Annotated in this window: 17 protein-coding genes and 1 tRNA gene; 13 read left to right on the forward strand and 5 right to left on the reverse strand. The window is 59.0% G+C overall.

Annotated features, from left to right (window positions below; translation table 11 throughout):
• Positions 1-13: 13 nt before the first annotated feature.
• Positions 14-90 (forward strand) — tRNA-Ile (locus QFX16_RS26545).
• 401 nt (positions 91-491) lie between these two features.
• On the forward strand, positions 492-767 hold the full coding sequence (locus tag QFX16_RS26550; protein WP_283181915.1) for a DUF3077 domain-containing protein: 276 nt from the start codon (positions 492-494) through the stop codon (positions 765-767).
• Positions 768-868: 101 nt separating this feature from the next.
• On the opposite strand, the gene QFX16_RS26555 is transcribed toward QFX16_RS26550, so the two are convergent.
• A complete protein-coding gene (locus tag QFX16_RS26555) occupies positions 869-1522 on the reverse strand; it encodes a peptidase M41 (protein WP_283184640.1) in 654 nt (217 codons plus the stop codon).
• A 205-nt stretch (positions 1523-1727) separates the two neighbouring features.
• On the opposite strand from QFX16_RS26555, the gene QFX16_RS26560 reads away from it, so the two are divergent.
• From QFX16_RS26560 to QFX16_RS26605, 10 genes are all read left to right on the forward strand, one after another.
• Positions 1728-2189, forward strand: coding sequence for an Lrp/AsnC family transcriptional regulator (locus tag QFX16_RS26560; protein ID WP_283181916.1), 462 nt, complete (start codon positions 1728-1730; stop codon positions 2187-2189).
• A 156-nt stretch (positions 2190-2345) separates the two neighbouring features.
• Complete coding sequence (locus QFX16_RS26565) at positions 2346-4028, forward strand: flavin monoamine oxidase family protein (RefSeq protein ID WP_283181917.1); 1683 nt, start codon at positions 2346-2348, stop codon at positions 4026-4028.
• 12 nt (positions 4029-4040) lie between these two features.
• Positions 4041-4835, forward strand: coding sequence for a carbon-nitrogen hydrolase family protein (locus tag QFX16_RS26570; protein WP_283181918.1), 795 nt, complete (start codon positions 4041-4043; stop codon positions 4833-4835).
• A gap of 48 nt (positions 4836-4883) precedes the next feature.
• Positions 4884-7316: a pyrroloquinoline quinone biosynthesis protein PqqF gene (pqqF, locus tag QFX16_RS26575; RefSeq protein ID WP_283181919.1), complete on the forward strand. Its 2433-nt coding sequence runs from the start codon at positions 4884-4886 to the stop codon at positions 7314-7316.
• Between the two features lie 155 nt (positions 7317-7471).
• A complete protein-coding gene (gene pqqA / locus QFX16_RS26580) occupies positions 7472-7546 on the forward strand; it encodes a pyrroloquinoline quinone precursor peptide PqqA (RefSeq protein ID WP_009045898.1) in 75 nt (24 codons plus the stop codon).
• 75 nt (positions 7547-7621) lie between these two features.
• A complete protein-coding gene (gene pqqB, locus QFX16_RS26585) occupies positions 7622-8533 on the forward strand; it encodes a pyrroloquinoline quinone biosynthesis protein PqqB (protein ID WP_283181920.1) in 912 nt (303 codons plus the stop codon).
• Between the two features lie 128 nt (positions 8534-8661).
• Positions 8662-9414, forward strand: a complete 753-nt coding sequence (gene pqqC / locus QFX16_RS26590; RefSeq protein ID WP_283181921.1) for a pyrroloquinoline-quinone synthase PqqC — start codon at positions 8662-8664, stop codon at positions 9412-9414.
• Positions 9411-9686 (forward strand): pyrroloquinoline quinone biosynthesis peptide chaperone PqqD, encoded by a 276-nt coding sequence (gene pqqD, locus QFX16_RS26595; protein WP_283181922.1) that lies wholly within the window; start codon positions 9411-9413, stop codon positions 9684-9686. The genes pqqC and pqqD overlap by 4 nt, the downstream gene beginning before the upstream one ends.
• Positions 9679-10833, forward strand: coding sequence for a pyrroloquinoline quinone biosynthesis protein PqqE (gene pqqE / locus QFX16_RS26600; RefSeq protein ID WP_283181923.1), 1155 nt, complete (start codon positions 9679-9681; stop codon positions 10831-10833). The genes pqqD and pqqE overlap by 8 nt, the downstream gene beginning before the upstream one ends.
• A complete protein-coding gene (locus QFX16_RS26605; RefSeq protein ID WP_283181924.1) occupies positions 10799-12625 on the forward strand; it encodes an alpha/beta hydrolase family protein in 1827 nt (608 codons plus the stop codon). Before pqqE ends, QFX16_RS26605 begins: the two co-directional genes overlap by 35 nt.
• Before the next feature lie 163 nt (positions 12626-12788).
• Here the strand turns inward: QFX16_RS26605 and QFX16_RS26610 are convergent, their stop codons facing one another.
• From QFX16_RS26610 to QFX16_RS26620, 3 genes are all read right to left on the reverse strand, one after another.
• Entirely contained in the window at positions 12789-12947 is a 159-nt protein-coding gene (locus QFX16_RS26610; protein ID WP_007904205.1) for a YqaE/Pmp3 family membrane protein, read from the reverse strand.
• Positions 12948-13030: 83 nt separating this feature from the next.
• A complete protein-coding gene (locus QFX16_RS26615; RefSeq protein WP_283181925.1) occupies positions 13031-13351 on the reverse strand; it encodes a helix-turn-helix domain-containing protein in 321 nt (106 codons plus the stop codon).
• Positions 13352-13574: 223 nt separating this feature from the next.
• Positions 13575-14858 carry an aspartate aminotransferase family protein gene (locus tag QFX16_RS26620; protein ID WP_283181926.1) on the reverse strand — a complete coding sequence of 428 codons (1284 nt, stop codon included), beginning with the start codon at positions 14856-14858 and terminating at the stop codon, positions 13575-13577.
• Positions 14859-15027: 169 nt separating this feature from the next.
• On the opposite strand from QFX16_RS26620, the gene QFX16_RS26625 reads away from it, so the two are divergent.
• Entirely contained in the window at positions 15028-15957 is a 930-nt protein-coding gene (locus QFX16_RS26625) for a LysR family transcriptional regulator (protein ID WP_283181927.1), read from the forward strand.
• 227 nt (positions 15958-16184) lie between these two features.
• Here the strand turns inward: QFX16_RS26625 and QFX16_RS26630 are convergent, their stop codons facing one another.
• The gene (locus QFX16_RS26630; protein WP_283181928.1) at positions 16185-17963 is read right to left on the reverse strand and encodes an acyl-CoA dehydrogenase C-terminal domain-containing protein; all 1779 of its coding nucleotides are present in this window, start codon (positions 17961-17963) and stop codon (positions 16185-16187) included.
• Positions 17964-18116: the final 153 nt, after the last annotated feature.

Consider the following 18116-nt stretch of genomic DNA (forward strand, 5'->3'; position numbering starts at 1 on the left):
CGCGACCTACTGAGGGCCTATAGCTCAGTTGGTTAGAGCAGAGGACTCATAATCCTTTGGTCCACGGTTCAAGTCCGTGTGGGCCCACCAAACAAGAAAGCCGCGCAATGCGCGGCTTTTTCGTGCCTGCTCTCTAATTCAGTTTGCTTCACGTGTCGCAAAGTCGGATGACGCCCGCAGACCTTGTAGGCAAACTCTGAAACTTGCATTTGGGCGCTTTGCTGCCATGTTGTGCTTTTCTTCGACGGGATACTTTCCGGACGTCGCTGACCATTCAGAGATCGGGCTTGGAAACCCGACGAGCGAATCGCAACAACGCGCCCAACATGACCGCAGACGTTTACGGCGGCAATCCCTGTGTCATGGCGGCTGTGCGTGGGACGTCTTCGGACGTGCCGGTTTCCTGGGCTCCCGGTTTCCAACCTGCGCACAGCTGCCACCCATTCGCTTGGAAACGAACGTGGCAGCTCCTCAAGCTTAGGAGATACACCATGAGCAAAACAGACTCGTCCCAACCTTCAGAACTGAAAACCATCGGCTTCACCCCGTTGATTTTTTGCTCGAATCAAGCGCTGTTCAACGTCCGCGGTGGCGTCCCTATCAGCGACGCGCTGGCACAGGCTTCTGATTTTCTTTTCCTGGCCAAAGCGCTTACCGTGGATGCCGCCTACGCAAAAGACACCGACCGCCATGCATGGGCTGCGCATTATCTGACGGCGATGAGTAAGGCGGTGATTGATGATGTGGTGAAGGTGCCGACACGGTGACCGGCTCGGGCTACGGCGAAGTCCGAAGAATACCGGCAGCTCTTCCTTGAAATACGCCCCGACTTTTCGGGGCTTCCAATCTTCATAAGCGCACATCACCCTCAACTATTAGAAGCAACCGTTAACGCAGGAATGGCCTGCACGGGTCGCAGCCGCTCAAGCATTGCACCCGTCAACACGATCTCATACGTATCCGCCGCCCTACCCCACTGCTCCACCATGACCATGCCGTCGACCAGCACGCGTCCCAATTCGGTAATCGTATCGGCCAATTTCTCTACGATCGTTTGAGTCCGAAACCACACACGATCAGTAATCTCTTTCAGCTCGGCCGTGATGCGGTCAGACGACGTTGGAACAGTATCGGGGTAGGCGATATTGCGCAGCAATTGCCGTAACTCCCTTATTTTTGCGTAATCCTGTTCCGCCCCGAGCTCTCCTTTGAGGATGGCTGTCGCTTTCGACTTATCGACGCGTTTGTCGAGCGAATGCTTTGAAACTAATGCCTGCCCCATTGCGCCAGCAAACAGGACCATCATCCGCGCTTCCAGATGTTCCCTCATGGCTTCCATCGACGAAATCGACCGCGCCAAGCTTATGGACGCCCCGCCTTGATGCCTTAAATCCATGGTCACTGTCAGACTGACGCCGCCTGTTGCAAAACCCAAGGCGCGGGCTACGACGTAGTGCCCCATTTCGTGATGTGCAATCTGCAATGCATGGTCCCGCAATGCGGGAGGCATTTTGTTTGTCATTTCCATTGCCTCGCATCCCTCGATTTCTCATTCGACTACGACTGACTGTTGGTGTCCATCCTGTCGATCGCGCCTTGCTCAAGCCAAAGAAAAACCCGAGATGTAGAAAACGGTATGAACGGTACTGAGGCGAGATCAAACATCCGCGATACGAGATGTGCCTGTAACATGCCAACCCATTGATCTACGCCGCTGGAGACGACCTTTGCCTGAAACTCGCCCACCCGTTCTTGACGAAATCGACCGCCAGTTGATCGCAGCCCTGCAAATCAATGCCCGCGAGAGCGTGGCCATGCTCGCGCGACAATTGGGCATCGCTCGCACCACCGTCACTTCGCGATTGGCTCGGCTGGAAAAGGCCAAAGTAATCACCGGTTACGGCGTGCGTTTAGGTCAACGTGTCGTGGATGGCGGCTTGCAGGCGTACGTCGGGATCACCGTGCAACCGCGCTCGGGCAAGGAAGTGTTGCGACGTCTCAGCGCGATGGCTCAGGTGCAGCAGTTGTGTGCGGTCAGTGGCGAATTTGATTACGTGGCGTGGTTGCGCACCGACTCACCTGAGCAGCTGGATCAGTTGCTGGATCAGATCGGCAGTGTGGATGGGGTGGAGAAGACCACGACCTCGATCATTCTCAGCAGCAAGATTGATCGGGGCCAGCCGGTTTAATCCAATCTGTTCGTCGCGCTCGTCAAATTGAAGCATAAACAAGCAAAACGACGACACATTGCATCTTATTAACGTGTTCTACGCTCTTTAGAATGGCTGCCATCTTTTCCTATACTCAGACGCGCATGCCGCGTCCGGTCGCCAGCAAGGTCAGCCATGAACAAGAACAATCGCCATCCTGCAGACGGTAAAAAACCAGTCACCATTTTCGGTCCGGACTTTCCCTTCGCCTTCGACGACTGGATCGAGCACCCGGCCGGCCTGGGCAGTATCCCTGGTTACAATCATGGCGCCGAGGTTGCGATCGTCGGTGCTGGCATCGCAGGTCTGGTGGCCGCGTACGAATTGATGAAACTGGGCCTCAAACCCGTCGTCTACGAAGCCTCGAAAATGGGCGGCCGTCTGCGCTCCCAGGCATTCAATGGCGCTGAAGGCATCATCGCCGAACTCGGCGGCATGCGCTTCCCGGTGTCGTCCACCGCGTTTTATCACTACGTCGACAAGCTCGGCCTTGAAACCAAACCTTTCCCGAACCCGCTGACACCTGCCTCGGGCAGCACGGTGATCGACCTCGAAGGTCAGACTCATTACGCACAGAAACTGGCGGATCTTCCTGCACTGTTCCAGGAAGTCGCCGACGCCTGGGCCGATGCGCTGGAAGCCGGTTCGCAGTTCTCTGACATCCAGCAAGCGATCCGCGACCGCGATGTGCCGCGCCTCAAAGAGCTGTGGAACACCCTCGTTCCGCTGTGGGACGACCGCACCTTCTACGACTTCGTTGCCACTTCCAAAGCCTTCGCCAAACTCTCGTTCCATCACCGCGAAGTGTTTGGTCAGGTCGGTTTCGGTACCGGCGGCTGGGACTCGGACTTCCCGAACTCAATGCTGGAAATCTTCCGTGTGGTCATGACCAACTGCGACGATCACCAACACTTGGTGGTCGGCGGCGTCGAACAAGTGCCATTGGGGATCTGGCGTCATGTGCCGGAACGTTGCGTGCACTGGCAAGAAGGCACCAGCCTCAGCTCGCTGCATAGCGGCGCACCACGTTCCGGTGTGAAAAAAATCGCCCACGCACCGAACGGCCGTTTTACGGTCACTGACAACTACGGCGACACCCGCGAATACGCCGCTGTTCTGACCACCTGCCAGAGCTGGCTGCTGACCACCCAGATCGAATGCGACGAATCCCTGTTCTCGCAAAAGATGTGGATGGCCCTCGACCGTACGCGCTACATGCAATCGTCGAAAACTTTCGTGATGGTCGACCGGCCATTCTGGAAGGACAAGGATCCGGAAACCGGCCGCGACCTGATGAGCATGACCCTCACCGATCGCCTGACCCGTGGCACCTACCTGTTCGACAACGGCGACGACAAGCCAGGCGTGATTTGCCTGTCGTACTCGTGGATGAGCGACGCATTGAAAATGCTCCCACACCCGGTAGAAAAGCGCGTGAAGCTGGCACTGGATGCGTTGAAGAAGATCTACCCGAAAGTCGACATCGCGGCGCGGATCATCGGCGATCCGATCACCGTGTCCTGGGAAGCCGACCCGCATTTCCTTGGGGCTTTCAAAGGCGCCCTGCCCGGCCACTATCGCTACAACCAGCGCATGTACGCGCACTTCATGCAGGCTGACATGCCGGCCGAGCAGCGCGGGATTTTCATCGCCGGCGACGACGTTTCGTGGACGCCGGCGTGGGTCGAAGGCGCGGTGCAGACCTCGCTCAATGCGGTGTGGGGCATCATGAAACACTTCGGCGGTGAAACTCACGCCGAGAACCCGGGTCCAGGAGATGTGTTCAACGAGATCGGTCCGATCGCCCTGCACGAGTAAGAGGAATCCCGAATGCGCGTAGCCCTTTACCAATGTCCACCGCTGCCCCTGGATGTCGCCGGCAATCTGCAACGTCTGCATCAATTGGCGCTGGAGGCCAAGGGCGCGGATTTGCTGGTGCTGCCGGAGATGTTTTTGACCGGCTACAACATCGGCCTCGACGCGGTCAGCGTGCTGGCGGAGGTGCACAACGGTGAGTCGGCGCAGCAGATCGCGCGCATCGCCAAGACGGCCGGGATCGCCATTTTGTATGGCTATCCCGAGCGCACCGAGGATGGGCAGATCTACAACGCCGTGCAGTTGATCGACGCCAATGGTGAGCGCCTGTGCAACTACCGCAAGACTCACCTGTTCGGCGACCTCGATCACTCGATGTTCAGCGCCGGACCGGATGAGTTCCCGCTGGTTGAACTCAATGGCTGGAAGCTCGGTTTCCTGATCTGCTACGACCTGGAATTCCCGGAAAACGCCCGACGCCTGGCCCTGGCCGGCGCCGAGCTGATTCTGGTGCCGACGGCGAACATGATTCCTTACGACTTCATTGCCGACGTCACCGTTCGCGCCCGGGCCTTCGAAAACCAGTGCTATGTGGCTTACGCCAACTATTGCGGTCACGAAGGCGAGATCCAGTATTGCGGCCAGAGCAGCATCGCCGCGCCGGATGGCAATCGCATCGCCCAGGCAGGCCTTGATGAAGCACTGATTGTCGGCGAGCTGGATCGTCAGTTGATGATCGACTCCCGCGCCGCCAATCGCTACTTCCTCGATCGTCGCCCCGAGCTTTACAGCGAGCTGAACAAGCGCTGACCACCCCTAATCCGCTAGCATTAGCGCTTCTCTGCTCTGGAAGTGCTCATGCCTGCGCTGAATCACCCCCTCCTTCACACTGAAACCCTGGCCAACGGTCTGCGGGTGACGCTGCGTCATGTTCCCGATTTGAAGCGCAGTGCTGCTGTGTTGCGGGTCGCGGCTGGCAGCCATGACGTGCCGCTGGCATGGCCCGGGCTGGCGCACTTTCTCGAACACCTGCTGTTTCTCGGTACAGAGCGCTTTCCCGCAAGCCAAGGGCTGATGGCCTACGTTCAGGGCCATGGCGGTCAGGTGAATGCGCGGACCAGCGAACGCACCACGGACTACTTTTTCGAGTTACCGCCTCAGTCGTTTGCCGGGGGACTGGAGCGCCTGTCGGACATGCTCGCTCATCCACGTATGAATCCGGACGATCAGCGGCGGGAACGGGAAGTGCTGCACGCAGAATTTGTCTCCTGGTCGCGGGATACGACCGCTCAACAGCAATTCGCGCTGTTCGATGGCCTTTCAGCGGCGCATCCACTCCGAGCGTTTCATGCCGGCAACCGCTACAGCCTGCCGGTTCCGCAACCTGAGTTTCAGCAAGCCTTGCAGGATTTTTATCAGCGGTTTTATCAGACCGGACAGATGACCTTGAGCCTGGCAGGACCGCAGAGTCTCGATGAGTTGAGGGCGATGGCTCAGCGCTTTGGCGCTGCAATTCCCGTAGAGGAAAAAGTCCCGCAACAAGCGCCTACATCGCTGATGGATTCTTCGGACAAAAGTTATCAACAGGCTGGAGCACGTCGACTGGATCTGCTGTTTGCCTTCGACGCGTTGCCCGATTCATCGCCTGAGGCGCTGGCGTTCCTGTGTCATTGGCTGAACGCCACGAAACCCGGTGGCCTGCTGGCGCAATTGCGCGAGCGCGGGCTGGCGGACAGCCTGAAAGCTGCGCCGCTGTATCAATTCGCCGGCCAGGCTTTGTTGCACATCGAGTTCACGTTGCCCGCCAACACGACGCCCGACGGGATCCGCGAACAGCTACTGGATTGGCTTGGATTCTTTGCCTCGCAGCAACCCTGGACCGGGTTGCGCGAAGAATACGCCGCACTGCTGCAACGTCAGCAACAAGTCAGCGGCGCCCTGCAACTGGCCCGACTTGACAGTGAACAGCGTGAAGCCGGGTTATCCGAATCGGGCGTTGCAGCCCTCAAGGAAGTCCTGAAACAAATCGGCGCTGTGGATAACTTCAACGGTCAATGGCAACTGCCAACACCTAATCCGTTTTTACGCGCCGAGGCTCCAGCCTCGAGTGCCGGACTGATCCGCGGCCAGACCAGCAAACACCGAGGCTTGCGGACGTTTGCCCAGGATCGCTCACGCGGTCGTCGTGAACGTTCGCCCATGCAGTTCAGTCAGGCATTGCCCGATAACAATGCCGAAGGTGCCGTTTACCTGCGCTGGCGTCTGGACTTGGCACCTCGCAGCAACCTTCAGGCGAGCCTGGAAAACCGCCTTCAGCCGTTGCGTGAAGACGCTCGTCAGGCAGGTGTCGATTTTTCCTTCAGCGCATCAGGCAATGAATGGCTGCTGAAAATGGCCGGGTTGCAGGAGCCGATGCCGACCATCCTCGAGCACGCGCTGAAAGAACTGACAACACCTGATGCCAGTTTCTCGCAAGAAGAGCTGCCAAGCGTTGCGTTGATGCCGATTCGACAGTTGCTTAAAGCGCTGCCCGATCACTGCCTTGACCGCACCGCTGACTCGGACGATTTGATGCAGCTTTGGTCAAACGCACGCTGGGATGGTCTGGGGACCGGCCTGTCCGCTCAGACACAAGCGGCGATGGGCCTTGCCTTGAGTCGTGTGCCCGGCACTGCGGACAATCAACTGACGCCGCCCTCCCCGATAAGCGCGCAGCAACTGTGGAGCACTGTCGACACCGGGTCTAGCGAACACGCGTTGTTGCTCTTCTGTCCGACCGCAACTGCGGACATCGCTGATGAAGCCGCCTGGCGCTTACTAGCTCACTTCTGCCAGACGCCGTTTTACCAACGCCTGCGGGTAGAACTGCAGCTCGGCTATGCGGTGTTCAGCGCCCTGCGGCAGGTCCATGGGCAGACCGGGCTGCTGTTCGGCGTGCAATCACCCAGCGTCGCCCCTCTGGATCTGCTGGAACACATCGAACACTTCCTGAGCGGATTGGCCGGGATGATCGAAGACATCAATGACGAGACCTTCATCGACCAGCGCCAGGCGCTGGCCGATCAATTCGATAGCGCGGCACTGCCCAATGCGCAGGCCGCCGAACTGCTCTGGCAGGGCAAACTGGCCGGCCGCTCGTCGGACTATCTGAAGCTTCTACCTCAGACGATTCTGATGATCGACCGCGAAACGTTACTGGCCGCAGCACAACGACTGAATCAGGCCGGAGGCGGTTGGCGCTGTCTGGCCAGCGGTCCGTGCCCAACCTCTCCTTGGCAAGCGGCAAAATGATCATTACCGGTGCTGCAATTAGCTTTCTCAAAGATTCCCGGCCAATCGCCCTGTAATTTTGAGTAACATAGCCACCTAACTATCTGAACATCTCCGGCTGGAGGTGGACTATATGTATAGATCTCAACTGTCCCATCACCTGAAGGAGCGCTTCTATGTCCTGGTCCAAACCTGCTTACACCGACCTGCGTATCGGCTTTGAAGTCACCATGTACTTCGCAAGCCGCTAATCTTTTTGTAGCGCAGTGCAACGCCTCGGCTCGCCGAGGCGTTTTTATTTTCAGTTTTCGAATGATGGAGCGGCCATGTTTGTCCAGATTCTAGGTTCCGCCGCCGGCGGTGGTTTCCCCCAGTGGAACTGCAACTGCGTGAACTGCGCCGGTTTTCGCGATGGCAGCCTGAACGCCAAGGCGCGGACCCAGTCGTCCATCGCGATTTCCGATAACGGCGTGAACTGGGTGTTGTGCAACGCATCGCCGGACATTCGCGCCCAGCTCCAGAGCTTCGCCCCGATGCAACCGGGCCGCGCCCTGCGCGATACCGGCATCAACGCGATCATCCTGATGGACAGCCAGATCGACCACACCACCGGCCTGCTCAGCCTACGCGAAGGTTGCCCGCACCAGGTCTGGTGCACCGACATGGTCCACGAAGACCTGAGCACCGGTTTCCCGCTGTTCACCATGCTGACCCACTGGAACGGCGGGCTGACCTGGAACCAGATCGAGCTCGACCGCAGCTTCATCATCCCGGCCTGCCCGAGTCTGCGCTTCACCCCGCTGCCGTTGCGCAGCGCCGCACCACCGTACTCGCCGCACCGCTTCGACCCGCACCCCGGCGACAACATCGGCCTGATCGTTGAAGACCTCAACACCGGTGGCAAACTGTTCTACGCACCGGGCTTGGGCAAGGTCGACGCACCGCTGCTGGAGATCATGGCGGGCAGCGATTGTCTGCTGGTGGACGGCACGATGTGGGATGACGACGAAATGCAGCGCCGTGGCGTCGGCACCCGCACCGGTCGGGAAATGGGCCACCTGGCGCAGAATGGCCCCGGTGGCATGCTGGAAGTGCTGGAACAGCTGCCCAACCAGCGCAAAATACTTATCCACATCAACAACACCAACCCGATTCTTGATGAGGATTCGCCGGAGCGTGTAGAACTGGTTCTGCGTGATGTTGAAGTGGCGTATGACGGCATGAGTATTGTGTTGTAGCGGATGGCCTCTTCGCGGGCAAGCCTCGCTCCTACAGGTTCGGCGCTATCTCTGTAGGAGCGAGGCTTGCCCGCGAAGGCGTCCGACCAGACACCAAAGAACCCACCGGTCGTACCCGGAGAACCGAAATGACTGACACAGCAATGTCCCCCGCCGAGTTCGAAGCAGCCTTGCGAGCCAAGGGCGCCTATTACCACATCTATCATCCGTATCACGTGGCGATGTATGAAGGCCGGGCAACGCGCGAGCAGATCCAGGGCTGGGTCGCCAACCGCTTCTATTATCAGGTGAACATCCCGCTCAAGGACGCCGCAATCCTCGCCAACTGCCCGGACCGCGAGATTCGTCGTGAGTGGATTCAGCGTTTGCTCGACCATGACGGCGCCCCCGGCGAAGACGGCGGCATCGAAGCCTGGCTGCGCCTGGGCCAAGCCGTCGGCCTCGACCCGGATCAGCTGCGCTCGCAGGAATTGGTGCTACCTGGTGTACGTTTTGCCGTCGATGCCTACGTCAACTTCGCCCGCCGTGCCAGTTGGCAGGAAGCCGCCAGCAGCTCGCTGACCGAACTGTTCGCGCCGCAGATCCACCAGTCGCGCCTGGACAGCTGGCCGCAGCATTACCCGTGGATCGATCCGGCCGGTTACGAGTATTTCCGCACGCGTCTGGGTCAGGCACGTCGCGACGTGGAACACGGCTTGGCGATCACTTTGCAGCACTACACGACGCGGGCCGGCCAAGAGCGCATGCTGGAAATTCTCCAGTTCAAACTGGACATTCTTTGGAGCATGCTCGATGCCATGAGCATGGCCTACGAACTGAAACGCCCGCCGTATCACAGCGTGACCGAGGAACGGGTCTGGCATAAAGGAATCACCTTATGAGTTTTGATCGCAGCAAGACCCCGAGCTGGCGTACCGGCTACCGCTTCCAGTACGAACCGGCGCAGAAAGGTCATGTGCTGCTCTACCCGGAAGGCATGATCAAACTCAACGAAAGCGCCGCACTGATCGGCGGTTTGATCGACGGCGAGCGTGACGTCGCGGCAATCATCGCCGAACTGGACGCGCAGTTCCCCGACGTGCCCGAGCTCGGTGACGACATCGAGCAATTCATGGAGGTCGCCCGTGCTCAGCACTGGATCGAACTTGCCTGATTCCGCGTCAGACAAGTTACCGCCCACACCGGAAATCGGCCTGCCATTGTGGCTGCTGGCCGAGCTGACCTATCGCTGCCCGCTGCAATGCCCGTACTGCTCCAATCCTCTGGACTTCGCCGAGCAAGGCAAAGAACTGAGTATCGAGCAGTGGATCAAAGTGTTCCGCGAAGCGCGGGAAATGGGCGCGGCGCAGCTGGGCTTTTCCGGCGGTGAACCGCTGGTGCGCCAGGACCTCGCCGAGCTGATCACCGAGGCGCGCAAGCTGGGGTTCTACACCAACCTGATCACCTCGGGCATCGGCCTGACCGAGCAGAAAATCAGCGACTTCAAGAAGGCCGGCCTGGACCACATTCAGATCAGCTTTCAGGCCAGCGACGAGCAAGTGAACAACTTGCTGGCCGGCTCGAAAAAGGCCTTCGCCCAGAAGCTGGAAATGGCTCGCGCGGTGAAAGCCCACGGTTATCCGATGGTGCTGAACTTCGTGACCCATCGGCACAACATCGACAAGATCGACCGGATCATCGAGCTGTGCATCGCCCTTGAGGCGGACTTCGTCGAACTCGCCACTTGCCAGTTCTACGGTTGGGCGCAGCTCAATCGGGTCGGTCTGTTGCCGACCAAGGAACAACTGGTCCACGCCGAACGCATCACCAACGAATACCGCGCCAAACTGGAAGCCGAAGGGCATCCGTGCAAGCTGATTTTCGTCACCCCGGACTATTACGAAGAGCGCCCGAAAGCCTGCATGAACGGCTGGGGCAGTATTTTTCTGACAGTCACGCCGGACGGAACTGCCCTGCCGTGTCACGGCGCCCGACAGATGCCGGTGCAGTTTCCCAACGTGCGCGACCACAGCATGCAACACATCTGGTACGACTCGTTCGGCTTCAACCGTTTCCGCGGTTACGACTGGATGCCCGAGCCCTGCCGTTCCTGCGACGAGAAAGAAAAAGACTTCGGCGGCTGTCGCTGCCAGGCATTCATGCTCACGGGGGACGCGAGCAACGCCGACCCGGTGTGCAGCAAGTCGGAACATCACGGCGTGATCCTCAAGGCTCGCGAAGAAGCCGAGCACGCGACCCAGACCATTGAACAACTGGCCTTTCGCAATGAACGAAATTCACGACTCATCGCTAAAAGCTGAACCCTTCAGTGCTGCCAAGGCTGTTGCGGCCGGCATCGACTTCGCCGAGTTGCAGGTCGGCCCACATGGCTTGTTCTGGAACGAGTACCGCCCCGAGGACGCCGCCTGCCGAATCTGGCATTGGCGTGACGGCCAGGCGCACTGTCTGACGCCTGCGGGCTTCAGTGTGCGCAGTCGGGTGTACGAATACGGGGGCGGCGCGTTTTGTCTGACCGATGACGGGATAGTGTTCGTCAACGAGGCGGACCAACAGCTGTATCGGCAGTCACTGGCCGGCGAGACACCGGAGTTACTGAGCTCTGGCGAATGCCGATACGGCGATCTGCAGTTCGCAAACGGGCAGGTATTGGCGGTTGAAGAAAACCGCGATCGGCATCGTCTGGTGGCTATCGATGTGGCTGACCGAGTACGTCATCTGCTGGCCGAAGGCGCCGACTTCTATGCCGCGCCGACGTTGAGTCCCGACGCGCAACGACTGGCGTGGATCGAGTGGAGCCGCCCGGATCAGCCATGGACCGCGACTCGCCTGATGGTTGCCGAACGCCAGAACGATGGCCGTTTTGCTCTGCCGCGTTGCGTGGCGGGCGAAGACGCTGAGGAATCGCTGCAACAACCGAGGTTCGATACCAGCGGCCGTCTGTTTTGCCTGACTGATCGCGGCGGCTACTGGCAGCCTTGGGTGGAATCGGCAGACGGTCCGAGCCCGCTGCCGAGTACCGCAGCGGATCATGGACCAGCGCCGTGGCAGCTGGGTGGCTGCACCTGGTTGCCGCTGAGCGAAGGCCGGTATCTGGCAAGCTGGACCGAAGACGGATTTGGCAGACTGGGTCTTTGTGGCGACTCCGGTGAAGACTTCACGGGTGATTACAGCCGTTTCCGCTCTCTCGCACTGGATGAGCAGTTCATTTACTGCATCGCCGCTTCGCCAGTCAGTTCGTCGTCAGTCATTGCCATCGACCGCCAGACCCGGAAAGTCAAAACACTGGCTGGCGGTATTGCACCGTTGCCTGCCGAGCAGATCAGCGTCCCGCAAACCCTGCGCTACCCGAGCGGTTCGGGCGAGGCACACGGCTTCTTCTATCCAGCGATGACCGGTGATGCGACACCGCCTCTGGTGGTGTTTATCCACGGTGGCCCGACTTCGGCCTGTTACCCCATGCTCGATCCGCGCATCCAGTATTGGGCACAACGCGGCTTCGCCGTGGCCGACCTCAACTACCGCGGCAGCAGTGGCTATGGCCGGGCTTATCGACAAGCGCTGCATTTGAGCTGGGGCGAAGTGGATGTGGAGGACGCCTGCGCAGTCGTCGCTCATCTCGCCGATCGCGGACTGATCGACGGCAACAAGGCGTTTATTCGCGGCGGCAGTGCCGGTGGTTACACCACACTGTGCGCATTGGCCTTCCACAACGTCTTTCGCGCCGGCGCCAGCCTGTATGGCGTCAGTGACCCTGCGGCACTGGGCCGAACAACCCACAAGTTCGAAGGCGATTATCTGGATTGGCTGATCGGCGACCCGGTGCAGGATGCCGAACGCTACGCCGCTCGAACGCCGTTGCTGCACGCGGGCAACATCAGTAAGCCGGTGATTTTCTTTCAGGGTGAACTGGACGCCGTAGTGGTGCCACAACAGACCCGCGACATGGTCACGGCGTTGCAGGACAACGGCATTCTGGTTGAAGCGCATTACTACGCTGACGAACGCCATGGCTTTCGCAAGGCCGGCAATCAGGCCCATGCGCTGGAGCAGGAGTGGTTGTTTTATCGAAGAGTGATGGCGTTCGCGGACTGAAGTCTGCGGCCCGAGCAGGAATTGTGTCGCCCCATTCGCGAGCAGGTCGAATCGTCGCACCGTCGCTCCCACAGGGATTTCTGTACACCACAGATTCATTGTGGGAGCGACGGTGCGACGATTCGACCTGCTCGCGAAAGCGGTCTAACTGGCGCCGCGAAACTTAGCGTTTGGCGATGATGTACACCGCATGCACGATTCCGGGGATGTAACCGCATAGCGTCAGCAGAATATTCAACCAGAACGCCCCGGCGAAACCGACTTGCAGAAACACACCCAGTGGCGGCAACAGAATGGCGATGATGATGCGAATAAAGTCCATGGGGTCAGCTCCTGATTAAAGTTGGCTCGTGTGAACCTACAGCTAATCGACCTTTGCCGTTCGTCAGGGTTCAGTGCGGTTATTCAGGCCAGTATCTCAAGACCGTGTTTCTGAACGATGCTCAGCAACTTCAGCGCCATGCCGCTGGGGTGCTTGTCTCCCGCTTCCCATTGTTTGACCGTCGAGGCGCTTGTGTTCAGATAACGAGCGAACACTGGTTGGCTTACGTTGTTGCGTTCGCGCAGCGCTTTGATCTGCTCAGCGGGAATCGCGTCTGGAACCGTTGCAAGACATGATTCATCGAATTCGCGCATGGTTGCCTTGCTGATTGCACCGATGGCAAACAATGCACTGGCTGACTCGTGTATCGATTCCGATATTTCGCTTTTGAGTTTTTTACTCATGGGGTATCTCCACAAACTCCTTAGTGTCCAGCAGGTGCTGGACTTGCATCTCGGTCAATCCGCCAACACCCTCTAAAAAGCCATTGATCCCGGTACGGCTCAAGCACTGAAATGCATTTGGCAAAACGCAGAGACAAAAAAACGCCCCACGCCAAAAGAATCAGGCATGGGGCGATGCGTTATACCGCGAGACGGTTCGGGAATTCGTGTAGGGCAGGTCTGATCAGACGGTAATCCCTTTGCTGCACTGCAGTTGCGCAGTGCGCACGCGGGAGAAGGCACGGGCCAGGCGCAGGAGCATTTCGTCGATATTGGCTTTGCTGACGGTCAGTGCCGGGGTAAAGCGCAGGCAATCGGGCTGCGGAGCGTTGAGCAGCAAGCCTTCGTACAACGCCGCTTTGACGACAGCGTCAGCCGATTCGTCGGACAAGGTAAGACCCCAGAACAGTCCTTGCCCGCGCAACTCGCCGTGGCCATAGCGATGGGATAAACGCTGCAGACCTTCGCTCAGGTGCTGACCGGTTTCCCCGACATGATCGAGAAACCCCTTGTCCTGAACGCTGTCGAGGACGGCAAGACCGGCAGCCGTCATCAGTGCATTGCCATGATGAGTACCTGTCACTTCGCCGACCTCGAAACAGCAGGCCTTACCCCGCGCCAGCAACGCTGCCAATGGCACGCCACCGCCCAGCCCTTTGCCGAGAACGACGATATCTGCCCGCACGCCGTAGGATTTTTCGGCGAGCAAGGTGCCACAACGCCCTAAACCGGTTTGCACTTCGTCGAAGATCAGCAGAATGCCCAGCTCACGGCACAGGTGCTCGACGCCTTTGAGGTAATGCTCGGTGGCCGGTATCACCCCGGCTTCGCTCTGGATCGGTTCGAGCATGATCGCCACGGTCTGGGCGTCGACGGCCGCATGCAAGGCCGGAAGATCATTGAACGGCACGTGACTGAAGCCCGGAAGCAGCGGCTCGAATCGGTTAGTCAGATTCGAACTGTCCGATGCCGAAATCGTCCCCAGACTACGACCATGGCAGCCGTTGTTGGCAACGATGATCCGCGAAGCCCCGCCGCGATGCCGTTGGCCCCATTTGCGCGCCAGTTTGATCGCCGCTTCACAGGCTTCGCTGCCGCTGTTGAGCAAGTACGCCTGATCACTGCCGGTGCTGGAACACAGCCGCTCAGCAAGATTGAGCATGCCGCGGTTATTGAGACCGAAGCCGGGATTGATCAACGACTCAGCCTGCGCCGCGATGGCGTTAACCAGTACCGAAGGGCTGTGTCCGAGGCTATTCGCCCCGCCACCCTGTGAGAAATCCAGATAAGCGCGGTCATCGCTGTCCCACAACCATGAGCCCTGGCCGCGCACGAATATCTGTTTCGGTCGCTCGACACTGAGCATCAGGCACTCGCTGGAAAGATTGTCGCCTTTGGACGGCAAGAAGGTGCCCACCGCCAGGTCATCAAGACTCGGAGGATTGCGCCGCAAATTAAACAAGTTCATCTGATCAAACCTCGCGCGAGGTTTTTTGCCTTACCTATGTAAACACCCTCGAAGCAAACAGTATTCATCGCACTCTGTGGCCCTGTAAGCCTTGTGAATGCGGTTAGACTAGGCTCAGCCAAGGCCTTGAGCCATTTCGATTTCCCAGCATTTTCGATAAGCACACCTTATGGATTTCAAGCAACTGCGTTACTTCGTCGCGGTCTACGAAGAAGGTCATGTGGGCCGGGCCGCCGAGCGGCTTTCAATCTCCCAACCGGCACTGTCCCAGCAGATCCGCCACCTCGAACAAAACCTCGAGGTGAGCTTGTTCGAACGCAGCAGCAAACGGCTGCTGCCAACCCTGGCTGCTCATACTTTGTACAACCATGCCCTGCCTTTGCTCGATGGCTTGCAGCGGGCGCGGGAAGCCTTGGGGAATTTCAAGGGCCAGGCACTGCGGACGTTGGCCATCGGTGTATTGCAAACCGTCCACACCAGTCTGGTGCCGCAGATGCTCGAGCGCGTGCGCAAGGCGCAGCCGCATTTGGTGGTGCAGATCTATGAACTGACGGGGCTGGAAATCGAGCGGCGCTTGCTCAATGGCTCGCTGGACATCGGCATCAGCTATCTGCCGCCTCGTCAGCCGGGATTGCACGGCGTGATGCTGTACGAAGACGAACTGACCCTGGTCATCCCGGCGGATCACCCGTTGCGGGAATTCAAGAAAGTCTCGATGAGTCAGGCCGCCGAATTACCGATGTTGCTACTGGGTGAAGAGTTTCAAGTACGGCAGATTTGGCAGGCGCAACTGGCCAATCTGGGACGACGTCCGCAGGTACAGGCAGAACTGAACAACATGGCGGGGATTCTCGACAGTTTGCCGCACACGCGACTGGCGACGGTGTTGCCCGGACGCTCACAACAGGCACACGGCAACAAGGAACTGTTGTGGAAACCACTGAGCGAGCCGAGGGTGCCGCTTAAAGTTGGCTTGGTGTGTCGGGATGTGCAGCGGCAACAGGCCTCTCTGGCCTTACTGCGTACGTTGCTGGAGGAAGTGATGAATGGCTCGGATGGGCGTTTGATTAGCCCGGCAACACTGGATGAGATGAGTTAAGCACTTTTCTGCCGGCAAAAGAAAACCCCGCCGAAGCGGGGCTTTGCAGACTGTTTCCCTGACATCCCTTTCACTCCGCCGTCCTGGCAGAATCCTACGTGTCCGTGTTGTTGCTTTGCGCTTCCTGCGCGACGTCCATGTGAAGTAGATTAGCCGTGGATCCAATCTTCATCTATGGGAGAAGAGCAGCACGTCATGTAAGAGAATACTTACATGACGTTACATTGTCAGAACTGTCCTGCGTCCAGCAGGAATAGTGACTCGCTACCGGCCTTCACCGATGCACTCAACGAGTGAATGCGCGGCAGCAGACGTGCGAAATAGAAGCGCGCCGTGCCCAACTTGCTCGCATAGAAATCGTCCTGCTCCTCTTTGCCAAAAGCGGCCTTGGCCATCAGTGCCCACATATACGCATACGACACGTAACCGAATGCTTGCAGGTACTCGACCGAGGCAGCGCCGATTTCGTTCGGGTTGCTTTTCGCCCGATCGAGCAGCCAAGCGGTCAGTTCGTCGAGGGTGGTCACGGCATCGTTCAGCGGTTTGGTGAACTCGGCCAGATCAGCACTGGCAGTCGCGGTGAAATGGCGGATCTCGTCGGCAAACAGGTTGTAGAACGCCCCGCCGGTGCCGACAATCTTGCGTCCTACCAGGTCCAGCGCTTGAATGCCGTTGGTACCTTCGTAGATCTGGGTGATGCGCACGTCGCGGACCAATTGCTCCTGGCCCCACTCACGGATGTATCCGTGGCCGCCGAAAACCTGCTGGCCGTGAATCGTGGTTTCCAGCCCCAGGTCGGTCAGGAACGCCTTGGCCACCGGGGTCAGCAAGGCCACCAAATCTTCCGCGCGTTTGCGGGTCGTGGCGTCTTCGCTGAACTTGGCGGTGTCCAGTTGCATGGCGACGTAGGTCGAGAAGGCACGACCGCCTTCGTTCGACGCTTTCATGGTCAGCAGCATGCGACGCACGTCCGGGTGGACGATGATCGGGTCAGCGACCTTGTCCTTGTTCTGCGCGCCGCTCGGCGAACGGCTTTGCAGACGGTCGCGGGCGTATTCGACGGCGTTCTGGTAGGAGCGCTCGCCGGTGGCCAGGCCCTGGATACCGACGCCCAGACGCTCGTAGTTCATCATGGTGAACATCGCGGCCAGGCCTTTGTTCGGCTCGCCGACCAGATAACCCACGGCCTCATCGAAGTTCATCACGCAGGTCGCGGACGCCTGAATGCCCATCTTGTGCTCGATCGAACCGCAGTTAGCCGGGTTGCGCGCGCCCAGGCTGCCGTCGGCATTAACCATGAACTTCGGCACCAGGAACAACGAGATGCCTTTCGGGCCTGCGGGTGCATCCGGCAGTTTGGCCAGCACTAGGTGGATGATGTTCTCGGTCAGGTCGTGCTCACCGCCGGTGATGAAAATCTTGGTGCCACTGACTTTGTAGGAACCATCGGCCTGAGGGTCGGCCTTGGTGCGGATAATCCCCAGGTCCGTGCCGGCATGCGGCTCGGTCAGGCACATGGAGCCGGCCCAGACGCCGGCGTACATGTTCGGCAGGTACGCAGCTTTCAGCTCTTCGCTGGCGTGGGCGTTGATCGACAGGCAGGCGCCTGCGGTCAGCATCGGGTACAGGCCGAACGATAGGCTGGCGGAGTTGACCATTTCTTCGACCTGAGCCGAAACAGCCTTGGGCATGCCCATGCCGCCGTAGGTCGGATCGCCGCCGACACCGACCCAACCGCCTTCAGCGTAAGTCTGATAGGCCTGTGGGAAACCTGCCGGCGTGGTGACGGCACCGTCCGCCCAATGGCAACCTTCTTCGTCAGCCGCACGGCTCAGGGGCGCGATGCTTTTGCTGGTGACCTTGCCGGCCTCTTCGAGAATGGCTTCGACCGTTTCAGCATCGACAGTCTCGGCGAGTGCAGGCAACTCGGCCCAGAGTTTGGCGACCTCGAAAACTTCATTGAGGACGAAGCGCATATCGCGCAGGGGCGCTTTGTAGTCAGCCATGGCAAACCTCGCAAGATCTAAACAGGTGATTCGTAGGAGTGATGCTTTCGTTGGGTTCGAGTGTAACCCAACAACTTTTACGACACATAGGGTCAGCACGTGACCGTTTTGTTATTTTTAGTCACCGAATCCGACCATTAAAGAAGCCCGCAA

This window comes from Pseudomonas svalbardensis (genome assembly GCF_030053115.1).
In the GTDB taxonomy this organism is placed as follows: domain Bacteria; phylum Pseudomonadota; class Gammaproteobacteria; order Pseudomonadales; family Pseudomonadaceae; genus Aquipseudomonas; species Aquipseudomonas svalbardensis.